The 16,103-nt window shown below is 37.0% G+C and carries 17 protein-coding genes; 7 read left to right on the top strand and 10 right to left on the bottom strand.

From position 1 onward, the window contains the following. Window positions 1-163: 163 nt before the first annotated feature. Window positions 164-1,036 carry an RNA polymerase sigma factor RpoS gene (gene rpoS, locus C9J40_RS15900; RefSeq protein ID WP_107207152.1) on the top strand — a complete coding sequence of 291 codons (873 nt, stop codon included), beginning with the start codon at window positions 164-166 and terminating at the stop codon, window positions 1,034-1,036. A 95-nt stretch (window positions 1,037-1,131) separates the two neighbouring features. Further along, complete coding sequence (locus C9J40_RS15895) at window positions 1,132-1,677, top strand: DUF1439 domain-containing protein (protein WP_107207153.1); 546 nt, start codon at window positions 1,132-1,134, stop codon at window positions 1,675-1,677. Window positions 1,678-1,818: 141 nt separating this feature from the next. Here C9J40_RS15895 and chrA read toward each other — a convergent pair whose 3' ends face one another. Then, complete coding sequence (chrA, locus tag C9J40_RS15890) at window positions 1,819-2,970, bottom strand: chromate efflux transporter (RefSeq protein WP_107207154.1); 1,152 nt, start codon at window positions 2,968-2,970, stop codon at window positions 1,819-1,821. A gap of 197 nt (window positions 2,971-3,167) precedes the next feature. Here chrA and C9J40_RS15885 point away from each other — a divergent pair, with 197 nt between their 5' ends. Further along, the gene (locus tag C9J40_RS15885; protein ID WP_107247396.1) at window positions 3,168-4,103 is read left to right on the top strand and encodes a LysR family transcriptional regulator; all 936 of its coding nucleotides are present in this window, start codon (window positions 3,168-3,170) and stop codon (window positions 4,101-4,103) included. A 78-nt stretch (window positions 4,104-4,181) separates the two neighbouring features. Next, window positions 4,182-4,727, top strand: coding sequence for a hypothetical protein (locus C9J40_RS15880; RefSeq protein WP_107247395.1), 546 nt, complete (start codon window positions 4,182-4,184; stop codon window positions 4,725-4,727). A 52-nt stretch (window positions 4,728-4,779) separates the two neighbouring features. Here C9J40_RS15880 and C9J40_RS15875 read toward each other — a convergent pair whose 3' ends face one another. Continuing rightward, window positions 4,780-5,901, bottom strand: coding sequence for a 1-acyl-sn-glycerol-3-phosphate acyltransferase (locus C9J40_RS15875; protein ID WP_107247394.1), 1,122 nt, complete (start codon window positions 5,899-5,901; stop codon window positions 4,780-4,782). A gap of 260 nt (window positions 5,902-6,161) precedes the next feature. On the opposite strand from C9J40_RS15875, the gene C9J40_RS15870 reads away from it, so the two are divergent. Beyond that, window positions 6,162-6,842 carry an AraC family ligand binding domain-containing protein gene (locus C9J40_RS15870; protein WP_107207158.1) on the top strand — a complete coding sequence of 227 codons (681 nt, stop codon included), beginning with the start codon at window positions 6,162-6,164 and terminating at the stop codon, window positions 6,840-6,842. Between the two features lie 29 nt (window positions 6,843-6,871). On the opposite strand, the gene C9J40_RS15865 is transcribed toward C9J40_RS15870, so the two are convergent. Continuing rightward, window positions 6,872-7,423, bottom strand: coding sequence for a hypothetical protein (locus tag C9J40_RS15865; RefSeq protein ID WP_107207159.1), 552 nt, complete (start codon window positions 7,421-7,423; stop codon window positions 6,872-6,874). Window positions 7,424-7,442: 19 nt separating this feature from the next. Next, entirely contained in the window at window positions 7,443-7,964 is a 522-nt protein-coding gene (locus C9J40_RS15860) for a nicotinate-nicotinamide nucleotide adenylyltransferase (protein WP_107247393.1), read from the bottom strand. 246 nt (window positions 7,965-8,210) lie between these two features. On the opposite strand from C9J40_RS15860, the gene nadE reads away from it, so the two are divergent. Then, complete coding sequence (nadE, locus tag C9J40_RS15855; protein WP_107207161.1) at window positions 8,211-9,047, top strand: ammonia-dependent NAD(+) synthetase; 837 nt, start codon at window positions 8,211-8,213, stop codon at window positions 9,045-9,047. Window positions 9,048-9,147: 100 nt separating this feature from the next. Here the strand turns inward: nadE and C9J40_RS15850 are convergent, their stop codons facing one another. From C9J40_RS15850 to vxrA, 6 genes are all read right to left on the bottom strand, one after another. Then, complete coding sequence (locus C9J40_RS15850) at window positions 9,148-9,672, bottom strand: HD domain-containing protein (protein WP_107207162.1); 525 nt, start codon at window positions 9,670-9,672, stop codon at window positions 9,148-9,150. A 123-nt stretch (window positions 9,673-9,795) separates the two neighbouring features. Then, complete coding sequence (locus C9J40_RS15845; protein WP_005365166.1) at window positions 9,796-9,981, bottom strand: YoaH family protein; 186 nt, start codon at window positions 9,979-9,981, stop codon at window positions 9,796-9,798. Between the two features lie 100 nt (window positions 9,982-10,081). Next, window positions 10,082-11,281 (bottom strand): NnrS family protein, encoded by a 1,200-nt coding sequence (locus C9J40_RS15840; RefSeq protein ID WP_107247392.1) that lies wholly within the window; start codon window positions 11,279-11,281, stop codon window positions 10,082-10,084. Window positions 11,282-11,360: 79 nt separating this feature from the next. Further along, window positions 11,361-12,233, bottom strand: a complete 873-nt coding sequence (locus tag C9J40_RS15835; RefSeq protein ID WP_233217638.1) for a DUF2861 family protein — start codon at window positions 12,231-12,233, stop codon at window positions 11,361-11,363. A gap of 14 nt (window positions 12,234-12,247) precedes the next feature. Beyond that, complete coding sequence (locus C9J40_RS15830; protein WP_005365159.1) at window positions 12,248-12,907, bottom strand: response regulator transcription factor; 660 nt, start codon at window positions 12,905-12,907, stop codon at window positions 12,248-12,250. Beyond that, window positions 12,882-14,321: a sensor histidine kinase VxrA gene (gene vxrA, locus C9J40_RS15825; protein WP_107207165.1), complete on the bottom strand. Its 1,440-nt coding sequence runs from the start codon at window positions 14,319-14,321 to the stop codon at window positions 12,882-12,884. Before vxrA ends, C9J40_RS15830 begins: the two co-directional genes overlap by 26 nt. Before the next feature lie 443 nt (window positions 14,322-14,764). Here vxrA and C9J40_RS15820 point away from each other — a divergent pair, with 443 nt between their 5' ends. After that, window positions 14,765-16,000: a recombinase family protein gene (locus C9J40_RS15820; RefSeq protein WP_107247391.1), complete on the top strand. Its 1,236-nt coding sequence runs from the start codon at window positions 14,765-14,767 to the stop codon at window positions 15,998-16,000. The last annotated feature ends 103 nt before the right edge of the window (window positions 16,001-16,103 follow it).

Below are 16,103 nucleotides of genomic sequence, written 5' to 3'. Positions count from 1 at the left end.
TAGGTATTTTTTATTGAATTTATAATGTGAAGTAGTATTAATTTTTTATTAACTGATTAATAAAATGGGTGAATAGAATAAATCTTTATGATAGTGTGAGCCTCGTTGCTTATTGATAGTTGGCTTATAAACTTTAAATATAAATATCATAAAGGGATCTGAAATGGATATAAACAAAGAAGAACAATTTCCACATGGCGGGGATATCGTTCATTTATACCTAAAAGAAATATCAGAAAAGCCACTTTTAACGAAAGAAGAAGAAATTTTATATAGCCGAAAAAGCTTGTGCGGTGATGCTAATAGTAAAAATGTATTGATTGAGAGTAATTTACGATTAGTCGTAAGTATCGCAAAAAAATACCGAGGCAGTAACATACATATCAGTGATTTAATTGATGAAGGTAATATCGGATTAATGACAGCTGTTGAAAAATTTGATCCAGAAAAAGGGTTTAGATTTTCAACATACGCTACATGGTGGATAAAACAAACAATAGAACGTGCAATACATAATCAAGGAAGAACGATACGTTTACCTGTTCATGTATCAAAAGAAATTAACACCATTGTTCGGACGCATAAACAATTAGTAAAGAAAAACAATCAGGAACCAAGTACAGAGTTAGTTGCTGAAGTTTTAAATAAAACCCTTGATGATGTATCGACAACCCTTTCTTATGACACTCCTATTGTATCGTACGATCAATCATTCTCAAATGAAGCAAGTAATCAGTCAATAGCGGTATTAATTGCAGATGAAAACAGTGCAAAACCTGATGAACATGTTGATGATTTAGCAATCCAAAAAATAACATCCAACGTACTCAATTGTTTAAATAACCGAGATAAAGAAATCATATGTAGAAGATTTGGTTTACAAGGTTATGAAGCACAGACTTTGCAAGAAGTTGCAGAAGAAGTGGGACTGACAAGAGAACGTATTCGCCAATTACAAGTTACCTCATTAGCAAAACTTAAAAGCTCACTTAGCCGTGATAACTATGATATCTCTGTTTTGTTTGCTAACAGTTAATATTTGTTTGAGAGTATTAAGCACGTAGGTTTACGTGCTTTTTTTTATTAATATGAGCTATAAATAAAGCATATATATTTTTCTTAAGGTTTTTTATGCGCTTAAAAGCTCTGATTATTGTGAGTTCTGCCTTCTTCTTTGCTGGCTGTAGTAGTTACGGTATCACTGAAAGTGAGATGCAAAACTACATAAACAAAGAAACGAATGTTGAACGCTCTGTTGGTATTCAAGGTATCGCCTACGCAACAGGTAAGTTTGAAAAAGTAAAAGTAGGCATTGGCCGTGTCGCGGACAATCGTGTTAGTGTTGATACTACAGCTAGCGCTCAACTAGAGCTTGCTGGCCAACCACCTCAAGATATTGTTGTTAAAGCAAATTTCAGTGCCATCCCCTATTATAATCAAAATGAAGGGGCGATATATTTACGTGGTTTAAATATTGAATCATTGACAATAAAACCGGAGAAGTTTAATAACATACTGACTAAACCGGTTATCACTCCATTTGTTTCACTTATTGGACAGGTGCTATCAACCAAACCTGTCTATAAGCTAGATGAAAACGAAATGAAACAAGCGTTGCTTAAATCTACTAAGCCTGAATTAATTATTAAAAATCATCAATTAGTTCTCGATTGGTAAGTTGTTTTCATTATAGGTTATAAAGTTATAGTGCATTAGGAGTTAATGTTTATACCACATCCAAGCCTATAAGCTGTTTTGATTATTCTATAAAAGAAGGGCTTGCATAAAGCAGCCCTTCTTTTTAACTAATTGATGTTATTAAGTTAAGATCAAATATTTGGTTGTGAAAAGCATCAAAGCTAACACCCATACCGGCCATTTGAAATATTTAAACGCAATAAATCCAACCACAACTGCTACAACATCAAATCCGGTTTTAACGCCACTGGTAATAATTGGACTAACAAAAGCACTGGCTAATAGTCCAACAACACAAGCATTGACTAAAGTGATTGATTGTTTTAATCGTTGATGCTCAAACAACGCTTTCCATGCTGGAATAAATGCAAATAGTAATAAACTGCCAGGTAAAAACACAGCAATGGTTGCTATCAAGCTACCTAACACTGGGTGTATACCGTCTATCGAAGCACCTAAATAACTAGCCATAGTGAACATTGGACCAGGTACAAGCTGTGCAGATGCGTAAGCATTAATAAAGGTAGACTCCCCTACTAACCCTTCCATCATTGGTTGTAGGAGTGGTAATACAACATGCCCACCGCCAAAAACAAAACTCCCTGCTTGGTAGAAGATATTAAATAAATTAATACCGCTATTGTAAGGTGCTAATAAGGGTAACCCCACTAACAACACGCCAAATGTAACTAAAATACCAAGGTGTGGTTTTATGCTAGTCGTTAGTTTATTTGTTGGTGTAATCTGCGTTTTAAATGACAATGCGTAGCCAACAGCTGCCGCGACACAGATAGGCAACACTTGACCAAGTAGACCGGAACTAAAATAGACCCAAATAGCTGTCACCACTGCCACGGTAATTGTTAGGGCTGTCGTTAAGTTCTTTTTAGCCATTCCCCATAGCGCATCAGCAACGACGATAACGGCAAGTAGTTTTGCCGCGATGATTAAACTATCAACAACAGAGTTAGACGTTACACTGCTACTAACAATGGCAAGTCCTGTTAATAATGCAAAAGAAGGTAAAGTAAAACCCATAAAGGCAGCAACGGCGCCTAAATATCCCGCTTTCTTATAACCAATATACATACCAAGTTGACTACTGGCAGGGCCCGGTAAAAATTGACATAACGCTACAGCATGAGTGAAATCATCATCAGAAATCCATTTTTTTTCTTGTACAAAAGAACGTTGAAAGAAACCAATATGTGCTGCTGGGCCGCCAAAGCTATATAGACCCAATAATAAAAAGGTGGTAAAAACGGTAAACATGCATTCCTCCATTAGCAATAGCGCTATCATAACGTTTCCGTTCTAATTATTTAAATCGTTTAAAATGATGTAAGTTATTATTTATATTCATACATATAGATTGATGTTTATGAGGCAAAAAATCATAATGCATAGATAGTGTTAATCGATTATTTTGTTACGCCATATCATCGTGACAGCGTAACTTGGAATACCAAATGCTTGATAATTTGCAACAGATGGTAATACTGGCTGCTATTGGTCATGAACAAAATTTCACGAAAGCTGCTGATCGTTTGGGAATATCAAAGTCTCAGGTAAGTAAGCAAATAAAATGTTTAGAAGAAAGGTTAGGCTGTCAGCTTGTTCAACGCAGTACACGTACCGTTGTATTAACTGAAATTGGCGTGCAATACGCAGACTATGGCCAACAATTAATTGATACAGTTAATGAAGCGGAAGCCATGGTGGCGGGATATCGAAATGAAATTACAGGTCTATTACGAATTGGCATCGCTCAATCTTTCGGTAATATTCATATCACTTCCGCATTAGCTGAGTTTCAAAAGCAAAATCCTGAACTAGAGCTTGAAATTAGTTTATTTGATCACCGCCCAAACCTTTTAGAAGAAGGCTTTGATTGCTGGATTGCTATTCATGAACATCCACCTGAAGGAATGGTAGCCCGAAAGCTCGCTAAATGTGAATTCGTCGTTGTCGCTTCTCCTGATTACATAGCACAACATGGTGAGCCCATTATCCCTGGTGATTTACGTCAACACAATTGTATTACTTACCAAAGCCGCGAGCGTAAATATGTAAACTGGGAATTTGGACGAGATGGATTAAAGCAATCCATTCGAGTTAATGGTAATTATCGTATTGATAATGCACCTGCAGTGCTTGATGCTGCCGTCAGTGGTTTAGGTATTGCTTATCTCTCAACCTATCTGCTAACGGACGAGATTAAAACAAATAAGTTAATCACTTTACTTAATGATTGGAAAACGACAGTAGAATTACCTATTTATGCTGTTTACCCTAGACGTAAATATCTTGCACCCAAAGTACGTTGTTTTATTGATTATATGGCTGATCGGATGTCTCTACCACCCTATAAAAATATCAATCCAATCATAGATAATCACAAATAAGACGAATAACCTTAATTTTAGGCTATAACAATGTTCATTGTACTAAACTGATAATCATACAAGTACAATGAGCATGTTATGCCGTCATTTTTTTCTAACTTCATAACTAATAGATTATTTAACTATTCAGTAACTATAATTACAATTTTAGTGGCTGTCGCATTCACCACATTTCCAGCTTATGCGATACATAATTTTAGCGACGCTAGTCCTATAAATCAGAGCACAACACAAATTAAAGCTTATATACCAAAGCAAGCATTATTAGTTGAAATCCAAGATCAGTACAATGTTGTCTATTTTAGTGATAACAGCAACAAATTAACCGTTGATACTAAAAGAGTATTGAATAACTTTGGTTACGCTCTTAAAAATTATCATCAAACCTATATTGTTATTATTCAACATATAACGACGGATTTAGGTTACGAGCGGCTATTTAATATAGCGTCTTATATTGCACTTCAATTCGATATTGAAGAAGAAAGGATTCAACTGTTATTGGTATCTGAGGAAGAGTCTAATCTATATCAACATATCGATGATAATTGGAAAAATGGCGCTGAAATAATCATACCTAAAGCAATTATTGTTACTTATGATCCATACTTCGGTGTGTACTAAAAAACGATGCCGTTCCTTATTAATCGAAAAAAACGACATCGTTTTATAGCTATTACATAGAGTGTTGTTGCTGTTTTTTGAGTGCAGGCAACGCGTACATCTGCTTTAAGATATCATTAACACTGTCACTATGATTTTCAAGTTTTTGGGCAAACTTGTTTCTTTCTTCGTCTGTCACTATGTCTGAATCAATATTCGCAGCAATGAAATTGGCTGGGAATAAATGGTAATTTTCAGTAATTTGACGATCAATTTCTTCAGCTAATTCTTCAGGCGTCTCTGGTGCATTGTTGATGACGTCACCAAAGCTAATATGGATACGACGCTTTTGCCCTACAATACCTTGTACTATGCTTTCGATGTCTTCAAACTCACCTTTTTCATAGCTACCGGTTGATGCTTTTTGATAAAGTTCTTCAGCTTTAGCCACATCACAAGGATCGTTTTCATAAGAAATCGCGACAGGGACAATGTTTAAGTTACTCATAAACTCGGAAAAAGGAATTTTCTGCTTACGTCCTTCCATAAAGAACATTTTTAAAATAGCAGGATCTGTCTTATCGTTACCGTCTTTGGCACGCCCTTCTTTTTGAGCAATCCAAATATTGTTTCCTGTTTCTAAAGAGTGAGAGATATAACTTGAAAGCAGTCCAAGTGATTTCATCAATTCACGTGGCCCTTTTGCGGATCGTTTTACAATAAAGCTTTTATTCAAACGCATTAATTCTGTTGCACAAGGCTTCTTCAGTAAGTTATCACCAATGGCAATACGTACTGTGTTGAAGTTCTCTTTAAATAAACACCAGTTAACCATTGCAGGATCCATCGCGATATCACGATGATTAGAAACGAATAAGTAAGCCTTATTTGGGTCTAATTTATCTAGGCCTGTGCACGTTACACCGTCACATGAATGTTCAATAGTTCCTTGCATATATTTGGCAACTTGATTTTGAATATCTTTGACCGATTTAATGCCTGACCATTTCTTCACAAGGAAACGTTTAATAAGGGGAATAAGCAACCAACCAAACATGCCCGACGCATGTGGGAAACGGTACTTTAAAATAGCGTTGATAAAATCTTTATCATCAATGAGTCGTTGAATCGCACCACTGACTTCATCATCATTATACGGGCGAATTTCTTTATAAATATCGTTATCTATATGCACAGTAATGCTTCATGTTGAAAAAACTGAGTTATTTTACTAATAAATAATGATTAACCAAACAACCTCTGTCAATAACCGTGATGGTTGGAGGTCATACCTCATATAATTGTCTACTTTTTCATCGTAGCTGCTATTTTTTGCACCAATTTGATCATGTTAAGAAATGATATCTACAGTATTTAGTTAATACATAACCCTCTTTGTTGACGCTAATAGAAAAAAACACGAAGATGTGCATGCTTATGTGTAAGAGAGTCAGTATGAAACAAGCTATTGAGTTTTCAAATAACGAACACCCTTTTCTTTTTGTTGGTTCACGCAAAAAGAGCCAATCTTCTTACTTTATTGTTGTAACGAATGGTTGTGTGTTAATCCGATTAGGTAAACAAGAGCACATGATCACTAAGGGTCATGGTTTCTGGATCCCATTTGATTGTTTACATGCCATCACAGTGCTACCTGGTGCAACATTTTACCAAGTGGCCTTTTCGGTTCGTATGACACAGCCACTATGCACTGATGCAGGCTTTTTTGTTGTGTCATCGCTCGTAAGAGCTGTGCTTGATGAATTGGCAAAATCTCCCGTTCAAGATCATAAATGGGATGGCGCAGAAGGTCGTTTATTAAAAGTCATTGCAGATAAAGTTGAAAAACTTTCTGTGTCGACTCAATCACTTTGTCCAGCGATCAATAAGCAGCATCATAATTCATTAGCATTAATGCTAAAAGGCAATAAAATAACTGAAAAAACAGCCATATCAAGCCTTGAATCTGTAATGAATATGACAGTAAAAGAGTGTGAAGCCTGCATTCTAATGCGAGAAGTACTTAAGCTAAGTCGTTCAGGACGAAAGCTCCCACAAATTGCGGCTCAATTGAATACGACAGAACAAATGGTAGACGCACTTTCTTTGCCAATTTTAGGTGAAAGCTTACGCTAAATGAAATACGCCCTTAACATGGGCGTTTTTTAATTCAGAGGGATATGAACTTGCATAGATACGCCATCTTCAACATGGCTATTATTATGCCAACGATAATCAAACCTCACGCGTGGTTTTTGACCACTAATATCACCAAAGCCTAAACTCATTTGCAGTCCATGGTTTAATATCCAATCTTCAGCCCCCGCTGCACTTGTGAATGCTTCATCATCATCGTTAGTCGGCATCCAAAAACCTAAACCATAAAACGTCGATGAATTGTGATCCATTAAAACAGGTGAGTCTGCAAATTTATCATCCCAGTGTAGCCAGAATTTATCACCATAACTATTAGAATCAATTTTCCATGGTATAGCGTTATCGTGGCGTGAAAACATTAGCGAATGGTTTATATTATTGTTGCGATCAATGCTATAAATAGGTGCTGAGCAGTCTTTGGTATTATTTAGATAATCGATACTAAAAGGCTGAGAAACAGTATCTAAAGAATAATAATTTTTGCATTTGAAAGCGTAAGTTGACGAAGAAAACATAAATAATAAGCAACAAAAAACACCAAATGAGATTTGTTTAAACACTTCGCCATATCCCCTAAAGTTAAAAATGATAACGCTCGTCTGTCATTAATAACTGGCTAACACTTGCCGTTGTTAAATCACTGATATTTTGATTTTTAGCTAATGCTTCTCGAATTAGCGTACTTCTAATCGGCACCGTTTCAGGACATGCAAGCACTTGCCATTGACTAAGTATTTCATTTGACATGAAAAATTTTCCAAAATTCAAGAAATTATCAGGGCCAATAACAAATGTAATTTGATGGTTTGGGTAACGCTTTTGTAATTCAACAAGTACCGCATAGGTTGTTATCGCCTCATCACCTACTGCGATATCTTGCTCTAACGTGGACAGCACGAGATTATCTTGGGAAATGTCATCGATAAAAGCAGAAACTAACTCACAACGTAATGAATAATCCAACATATTCTTACCCCAAGCATGATTGTAACTTGGAAGTAAAAGCACTTCGTCATAATGCGTTAATCGTTCTAAAACCGAACGATGCCCTAAACTAGGCGGATTAAAAGCGCTACCGAATATAGCAAGTGTTTGTTTCATCCATCAAACCTTTTGTTCTATCAATTTACTTATATTCACACTAGAGATTTCTAATGATGTAACTATTATTTAAGCATTTAATAGGAAAATGCCCCTTAATTTTAGTAATATCTATCTTTAGCATTGATCATAATAACGAGTTATCGCATGATTTTGCCAAAGGTGTAATGGTTTATCTCTCATTTATCCATTATATCGCTTCAAATGATTAATATTTGGGCTAACTCTCTTAAGGATTCATATACCATGGAACAGCTTATCCGCACTGAAATGCGCGTGCTACCAGTCATTGACGTTGATTTTGAAATCCAACGCCGAGTTGAATTTATTCAAAAAAAACTTAAACAATCAGGCTGTAAATCACTTGTACTAGGCATTAGTGGTGGCGTGGATTCAACAACATGTGGTCGCCTTGCTCAACTTGCTGTTGATGGTTTAAACCAAGTGTCTAACAGCAACGAGTACCAGTTTATTGCCGTTCGTCTCCCCTATGGTGAACAACAAGATGAAGACGAAGCACAACTCGCATTAAGCTTCATCCAGCCTAGTCACTCTGTCAGCGTTAATATTAAAAATGGTGTTGATGGCACTCATGCAAGCACCCTTTTTGCATTAGAAAATACTGGGCTTATTCCTAGCGACAACGCAAAAGTCGATTTCGTGAAAGGCAATGTAAAAGCTCGCACACGTATGATTGCTCAATACGAGATTGCAGGGCTTGTCGGCGGTTTAGTTATTGGTACCGATCATTCAGCTGAAAACATTACCGGTTTTTATACAAAGTTTGGTGATGGTGCTTGTGATTTGGCACCTCTATTTGGTTTAAATAAACGTCAAGTTCGTGCTCTAGCAGCAAAACTTGGTGCGCCAGAACAATTAGTTTATAAAGTACCTACAGCTGACCTAGAAGAATTAGCGCCACAAAAAGCTGACGAGGATGCTTTACAAGTTTCTTACGATCAGATTGATGACTTCTTAGAAGGCAAACCCGTTACCGATTTTGTCCGCGATCGCTTAATCTCTATTTATAAAGCAACCCAACATAAGCGCCAACCTATTCCGACGATTTACGATGAGGAATAATGACTGACAGCTATATGTCGTCATAAACAACTTATAAAAAAGCCCGTGTATTTATCAAATACACGGGCTTTTTTATTAACTAACCACAAAATTTCATGCATTAAGCACAGTTAACACAATCTTTTGAATGAATAAGCGCGTCTAATTGTTGCCATAAAGGATCACAGAGACCAGCACGATAAACAGCATGCTTAAAAGCGTCATGCTCAGCTTGATACATTAAGAAATGGCGGCGTGAATTATTACTGCTTGATTGAACGTTAGCTAAGCGATCGCAGGTTTTAACAATTAATGCTAAGCGTGCTGCATCTTCAGCTGGATCAAGTGATAGTAACCGTTGATTTATCTCTAATTTTCGTTTCGCTCGATCTTCTAACTTCACATCAGTGACGTAATTCACTGCATCAGCAATGGTAAAACCAAATAAGTCTGCCAACTCGTCAAAGCTGGTATCAGTATCTTCAATCACATCATGTAGTTGAGCTACAATCATTGCATCAATACCATATGGTCGTGCAAATTCAGCAACTGTATCTAAATGTACGTAGTAAGGATAATCTCCGTATTTTTGCTCGCCATGTCGACTTTTAGCAAAAGCTTGAGCCTGTAAATATCGGTCATTCATATAATTACCCTAATAAAATTATGTTTTTATTATTTGTATAATAAAAGCATACAATTGAACAAGCTTTTATTTGAAATAAAAGTATCCAATTATAAAAAAAGAGCCGTTAAGCTCTTATTTTTATTACTCTTCTTCATCACTGAAGGTTTCACCAGCCGCTTCACGACGCTTTATATCCGCTTCTCGGATCTGGTGAGCAACAATCATTATCGCTTCACCACTACTAATACCTTGCGCCATCAGCTCATGGATACGCTCAGCAGCTTCTTGTTGTTGTTCATGATTGAGCGTTGGAGTGTGATTGTACATAACTATCTTCTTGTTGATGAACGAAGCATTATTTTAGAGTGAATAGCCGATAATGTCACTGATTATCAAGCTTATCAATACAGACTCTCACTTTAGTCACTTACCCTGGATGACCGTCAACACGCGGCTTTGTGAGTACTGGAAAATAGACGATGGTGAAAATCCCAAAAGCAACAGCCCACAAACTTGCAGAAATCACATAGCCATCAAGTAACAAAGCAGGCGCGACAGTAGTCAGTAATACTCGTGCTAGTAATGACAAAAATAACGCAATAAACGCAACCTGCATAAAACGCCCAACTTGCAATTTACGACCAGTGTGTCCTAAAGATACACGCGAGATCATTGCTAGTATCATTCCCCCTAGTCCGCCGATGGTAATAATATGAATAGCAATAGACTCACTGATCGCTGTTGTGTAAAAGCTGCAACCAAGCAAAAATAAACCAATAATTAAAGACAAGTAAGCAAGATGCAAAGACCACAACAGTGGAATACGGAGTGTTGAGATTGTGCGCCAGCGATAAAGACGAACAAAGTTAGTTGTAGCCGCAACGATCGACAACGGAGCAATAACCCCATTTATTGTTGCGTTATTTATAAAGAATGTCGCCAGCAGCAACAACCAAGCAGGTATAAGTGCAAGATATTCAATCGTTTTAATTCGTTTAATAACTTCAGTATTTGTTCCGCGTGAAGTAAAAAATGGGATAACCCGACCACCAACAACTAAGGTAATCACAGTAACAACAAGCACGACAGGTAAAGCAATATCAGCAATAGATTGATGACTCTTGCCTAATGCAATGAAATGAAATTGAATATTGGTAAAAGCAAACAGTAGTAAAACGGGTACAAAGAAAAGATTACGCCACTGTTTAACTTTTATGATTGGTATTGCAAGATAGTAGATAGCCACGACAATCCATAATGTATCAATAAACAGCCAAAGACTGCTAACTGAGCCCATCATTAAACCGATACGAGCAATCAACCAAAGGCTGAAAACCAGAAGTAGTTTAGTGCCTTTAATACTTGTTTGCCCTGTCCAGTTTTGTACAGCCGTCAATAAAAAACCAATAATGACTGCGCCTGAAAATCCAAATAGCATTTCATGGCTATGCCACCAAATAGGATTTGAATACATAAAACTAGATAATTGAAACTCACCTGACCAGAACAATGCCCACATTATCATTGCGATAACTGAAAAAGCACTTGCTCCAAGAAAAAACGGTCGAAAGCCTAATCGTAAAATTGCAGGTATTTTATCTTCTTTTGCTTTGTCGATAATTTGCATAATTTTCACCACTTTAAACATGCATTAATTATACATGTTTAAGAGTATAAAAAACCACTCGTATAAAGTGGTTTTAAACTTAATGAGTATCATCAGAGTAATCAATGGGTCGAGTGATACTTTGAATGTCTAAAATAGATATCTCACCTTGCCATCGACTTTTAATTAAGCCAACATCAAGCCAATATCGCCCTTCAGGGATATTAAGTTTGGGTAACTTAGTCGGCAGATAAATGTCCGTTTGTTCGCTCCATAATGGTCGCCAATCTGTATCATTTAAGTCATACAGTTTTATCGACAAACTCGGTGCAGGACATGATGAATTCAATTTAGCCACATGATCAATACGCCATGAATTGCTGTCTTTCCAACCTAAGTTCTGTTTGGCTGGCGGCTCATTAAGCACAATCCATTTATTCCAAGCGGGTTCACCATCAGCGATAATCGTCAACTTATATAATCCTGCTTCTACTTTATGATCGAGCTTTTTCGCATCAACCGTAAAGTAACCACCATCATCAACCACAGGTTTGGCATCAATTAAATTATCATTAGGCCACTTAGAAAAACTGATCTTCGTAATGTTAACTCGTGTTGAACCAACAATCGATAACTTAAGTAACTGCTGATTAATGTTTTGAACCACAGAACGCTCAATCGATAACTTGGATAACCAAGAAGGTAAAACTGTATTATCAAGGCTATGGCCACAGTCCTCTGTAATCGCAAGATCAAGCAAACCATTAAGATTCGCTTTCTGATCTGTTGTCGGAGATTGCTGCCAAGCCTCTATAATCGATTCAAATGATTTATCAGTTTGACCTTCAAGTAAATGTCGATGGGCAGCCGCATAAGAGCTTTGATCTACAAACCAAGCTGCGTTGGCGTTAGGTATTAAGAACAAAGCGTTAATAATACCTAACTGACACAAGAAAAAGGTTATTCTTCTCATTTAATAACCAGTACTTATGGCTTCATACGGTAGCCGACACCACGTAATGTTTCGATATCAATACCTGGTAATTTTTGACGTAATTGCAGAATATGAGTATCAACCGTACGTGTAGTTGGGTAGTGGTTATAACCCCAAACTTGATCAAGTAATTCGTCACGTGTAAATACACGACCTGCATTTTTTGATAAGAATACAAGAAGTTCAAATTCAGTACGCGTTAACGTAATATTTTCATTATCAAAAATGACTTCACGGCTTTCTTGATTGATAATGATATCGCCGACTTTAATGATATTAGCTGCTGCAGTATCTTCATCGTCACCACGAAGATGTACGCGTACTCGTGCAAGTAATTCTTCTTCAGCAAAAGGCTTCGTTAGATAGTCTTTTGCACCAGAATCTAAACCAACAACTTTATCGTTAATCGATACCATTGCAGTTAATAAAATAACAGGAACGTGCTTCTTTTTAAGCCATGAGCCTAAATAATTTAATGAGTCACCTTCAGGCAATTGACGATCTAGAACAACAAGATCGGCCTCTTTCCATAAAGCGTCTACCTTACTAGCGCAATCTGCATATAAACAGTTATAACCAGCTTGCTTTAAGCAATCGAGTAAACCATCAGCAAGGTTGCGGTCATCTTCAACCAGTAGCAGAGTTTGATTCACACGGTATCTCCAATATAAAGGTGGTTGGTGGGCCTATTAATTTCAATTTCCCCCCCATTCTATTAATCATTGATTCTACAATCGTCAAACCTAAACCTAAACCTTGTTCACTAACAAAAGGTTTACGCAGTTTAGACCAATCTTTGGCAGTTAATGGGCCTTGGTCTTGAACCACAATTTTAAGTTTTCCATCATAGTATGAAGTTGTTAATGTAATTGGTGCTACGCCATATTTATGAGCATTAGAAAATAAGTTATCTAAACATGTACCAAGCCAATAAATATTTACGTGAACACTTCTATCTTCAGCAAGATGTAAAGTTACATCATACTCTTCAGCAAGATAGCCTAACCATTCATTGACGGATTCAACTTCTTGCGTACTTAATTGTTGTTGGTTAGCTTGTAAGTAATCTTTACTTGCTTCAGCTAACTGTCGTAATCGTCTTGAATCATCAGTCAAACGCCTAAACTCATCATACAGACCTTCTGGTAATTCATCAAAGTGGCGTCTAAATCCTTCAACAGTCATCGCTAAACTTGCTATAGGCGTTCTTAATTCATGCGTCAAAATTTGTAGAACTAACATGCGTTCTTGCATATCTCGGCGACGAATACGGAAACGATAAACTCCCCAACTTACCAGTAATAATGCATTACTTACCAACAAACATACCAGTAAGTAATACGTTAAGTGTGACTTATTCTCTTCACGCCAACATATATTTCCATTCTGAGCTAAACAAAAATCATGACGATTTAAGCGTTTTAAATGCAAACCATGACGGGCTAAGACCTTTAACCATGTTGACTGGTTATAAAGGTTATAGACATTACCATTTCGTACCCATAGTTCACCGTTCGCAATGAAGAAACGAGCACCAGAAATTAATACTTTAATTTCATCGCTATTCATTCGTTGTAAACGACCAAGTAAGGTTGTCGATGACGCTAATGGGTGTTCTTTAATATGCAAAAACTTACTGAGTTCTGACACCTTTCCTGGGTGTTCAGCTAAATAACGATATGCATAACTACCACCGCCGGGATGAATATATCCTGAACGAACAAACCACCCTTTTGGTAACGTTGTCTTATTACAAATAGCTCGAGTAAAAACTACAGGCTGTGTTACCAATGGTGAATAAGGCCACGGGCCCTTACATGTTAACGAGTTTTGATATAGCTGCCTCAGTGCTGAAAGAGGATACTTTTTAGTTTGAGGTAATAAGCTAGAAGGCAACAGTAAAGGTGCTGGATAGGTACTTTGTAGTTTACGAAAGTCGTATGTAGATACAGGTTCACTTTCCAATAAATCTGTTCGAACAGCCGCCAATCTTTCAGGTAATGAAACACCTTCAGCATGGCTAGCAGTAGTAAATAAGAGTGAGAATAAAAGTACATACGTTTTCATTCATATACTTTAACATTATTTCTCACTAAATTGTCAAAGTTATGTCATGTAAAAAAATGCAAACATTAAATATCGGTCAATTCATGCCATAAGGCAAACACTTTATACTTAAAAAGGATAAAAATTATCTATATTAGATACTCACCAGAGAAGTGACATGTGAAGCCTTCGTTGCTTCGGCTTCTTTTACTCAATCAAAAGAGTATTAATTTTATGCATGTTGTGTTGACGGATCTCTCTACGTTATTTGCCCGATTCGAGCGAAACATTGCTTTGGCGTTATTTATTAAATAGTGATTAGAAATAAAAATGCCACTCATGTGAGTGGCATTGTTTACTTTACTATTAACGATTTACAGGTGCTCAAGTATTTTCAAACATGAGTCTTTAGCATCACCGAAACCAATGTATACTCACGCATCTTTTAAAAACGGTGGGTTTTTATGGCTCTTATACCCTATGCTCGTGTATCTAGTGGAAAGCAGATAGACGGGTTGAGTCTATCGCTTCAAAACGATAATGCATTACTCGAACAGCTTGCCCTACAGTACAGCACGACCGTTTCACATCTATTCTATCAGGATGCTGGTGTATCATCATACAAAGGTAAAAACGCTTCTGTAGGTGAATTGTCACGGCTATTAGCCGACATTAAGAGTGGTCTAATCTCTAGCGGTGACATCATCGTTATGCGAGCGTTAGACCGTCTATCTAGACAGAACCTAACAGCAAGTGAAGTGCTATACAATCGCATTATCTCAGCAGGTGTAATGATACACACCACAATAGACAACCATCTATACAAGATGGATGATCCTATGTCTTCAATCCTTGCTACGTTGGCACTAAAAACAGCTAATGAAGAATCAGCAAAGAAAAGTCACTTAACAAACCGTTATGCATCGCACCGTATCCAACAAGCTAAAGACGGTCAAAAACTCGATGGTCATAGTTTTGATGTTGGTATCGGTCGTCATCCATTCTGGATCACTATAGATAAACCAACTAAAACCGTTAGACCACATCCAGTAAACTGGGATCACGCTAAACACATGATCACTCTTGCCCTTGACGGATACGGTGTATCTACGGTCATGCGCTATGCTCACTCTGTAGGTCTAGAATTGTCCTATTCCGCATGTACAAAGATGTTTAATACAAAAAGCGTCTACGGTGTTCTAGAAGTTAATCACCAAGGCGAGGATCATGTATTAACAGATTACTACCCTACTTTATGTACTGAATCTGAGTATTACCAGATAAGAGCTATAAAGGACGCACAAACAAAGGTATCAAACAACCAGCGTAAACAGGTTTCTATCCTATCTGGGATTCAAAAACTGTACTGTGGCTGTTGTGGTTCAGTTATGTGCATCGCTCGGAACGTCACTCAAAAAACTGAGTACTACCGATGCGCTAACCGTCTAGTTAAATGCTACCCGTACATCAAACAGGAATATCTAGATCGTATTGTACTGACCGCAATTGGTGAAAAAGTACTATCTAGTCAATTGATGGATAACGGACATGACAAAACGTTACAAGGGATTGAATTAGAACTAGAAACAAAGGTCATGGAATACCAAAAACAACAAACGTTTTTATTTGATAATCTAGACCTGTTCGACGATACAATGAAAAGCCTTTTATCTGCTAATGTAGTGGTCAACAAATACTAGCCACGGTTTTAGAGGTTAACCAATATAATCGTTCTGATTCATTCGGTGTTAATCCGCCATTATATTGATGTGGTCGTAATTGGCTGTAATAACCAATAATATA

Source organism: Photobacterium sp. GB-72, assembly GCF_003026095.1.
In the GTDB taxonomy this organism is placed as follows: Bacteria; Pseudomonadota; Gammaproteobacteria; order Enterobacterales; family Vibrionaceae; genus Photobacterium.
The sequence above is the reverse complement of the archived record's forward strand: the minus strand, read 5'-3'. Positions and strand labels throughout refer to the sequence as shown.

What these genes read in the sequence shown, in the direction of transcription:
- rpoS (WP_107207152.1), top strand. Translation starts at nt 164, where the DNA reads ATGGATATAAACAAAGAAGAACAATTTCCACATGGCGGGGATATCGTT.
- C9J40_RS15895 (WP_107207153.1), top strand. Translation starts at nt 1,132, where the DNA reads ATGCGCTTAAAAGCTCTGATTATTGTGAGTTCTGCCTTCTTCTTTGCT.
- chrA (WP_107207154.1), bottom strand. Translation starts at nt 2,970, where the DNA reads ATGTTTACCGTTTTTACCACCTTTTTATTATTGGGTCTATATAGCTTT.
- C9J40_RS15885 (WP_107247396.1), top strand. Translation starts at nt 3,168, where the DNA reads ATGCTTGATAATTTGCAACAGATGGTAATACTGGCTGCTATTGGTCAT.
- C9J40_RS15880 (WP_107247395.1), top strand. Translation starts at nt 4,182, where the DNA reads ATGCCGTCATTTTTTTCTAACTTCATAACTAATAGATTATTTAACTAT.
- C9J40_RS15870 (WP_107207158.1), top strand. Translation starts at nt 6,162, where the DNA reads ATGAAACAAGCTATTGAGTTTTCAAATAACGAACACCCTTTTCTTTTT.
- C9J40_RS15860 (WP_107247393.1), bottom strand. Translation starts at nt 7,964, where the DNA reads ATGAAACAAACACTTGCTATATTCGGTAGCGCTTTTAATCCGCCTAGT.
- nadE (WP_107207161.1), top strand. Translation starts at nt 8,211, where the DNA reads ATGGAACAGCTTATCCGCACTGAAATGCGCGTGCTACCAGTCATTGAC.
- C9J40_RS15850 (WP_107207162.1), bottom strand. Translation starts at nt 9,672, where the DNA reads ATGAATGACCGATATTTACAGGCTCAAGCTTTTGCTAAAAGTCGACAT.
- C9J40_RS15845 (WP_005365166.1), bottom strand. Translation starts at nt 9,981, where the DNA reads ATGTACAATCACACTCCAACGCTCAATCATGAACAACAACAAGAAGCT.
- C9J40_RS15840 (WP_107247392.1), bottom strand. Translation starts at nt 11,281, where the DNA reads ATGCAAATTATCGACAAAGCAAAAGAAGATAAAATACCTGCAATTTTA.
- C9J40_RS15835 (WP_233217638.1), bottom strand. Translation starts at nt 12,233, where the DNA reads ATGAGAAGAATAACCTTTTTCTTGTGTCAGTTAGGTATTATTAACGCT.
- vxrA (WP_107207165.1), bottom strand. Translation starts at nt 14,321, where the DNA reads ATGAAAACGTATGTACTTTTATTCTCACTCTTATTTACTACTGCTAGC.
- C9J40_RS15820 (WP_107247391.1), top strand. Translation starts at nt 14,765, where the DNA reads ATGGCTCTTATACCCTATGCTCGTGTATCTAGTGGAAAGCAGATAGAC.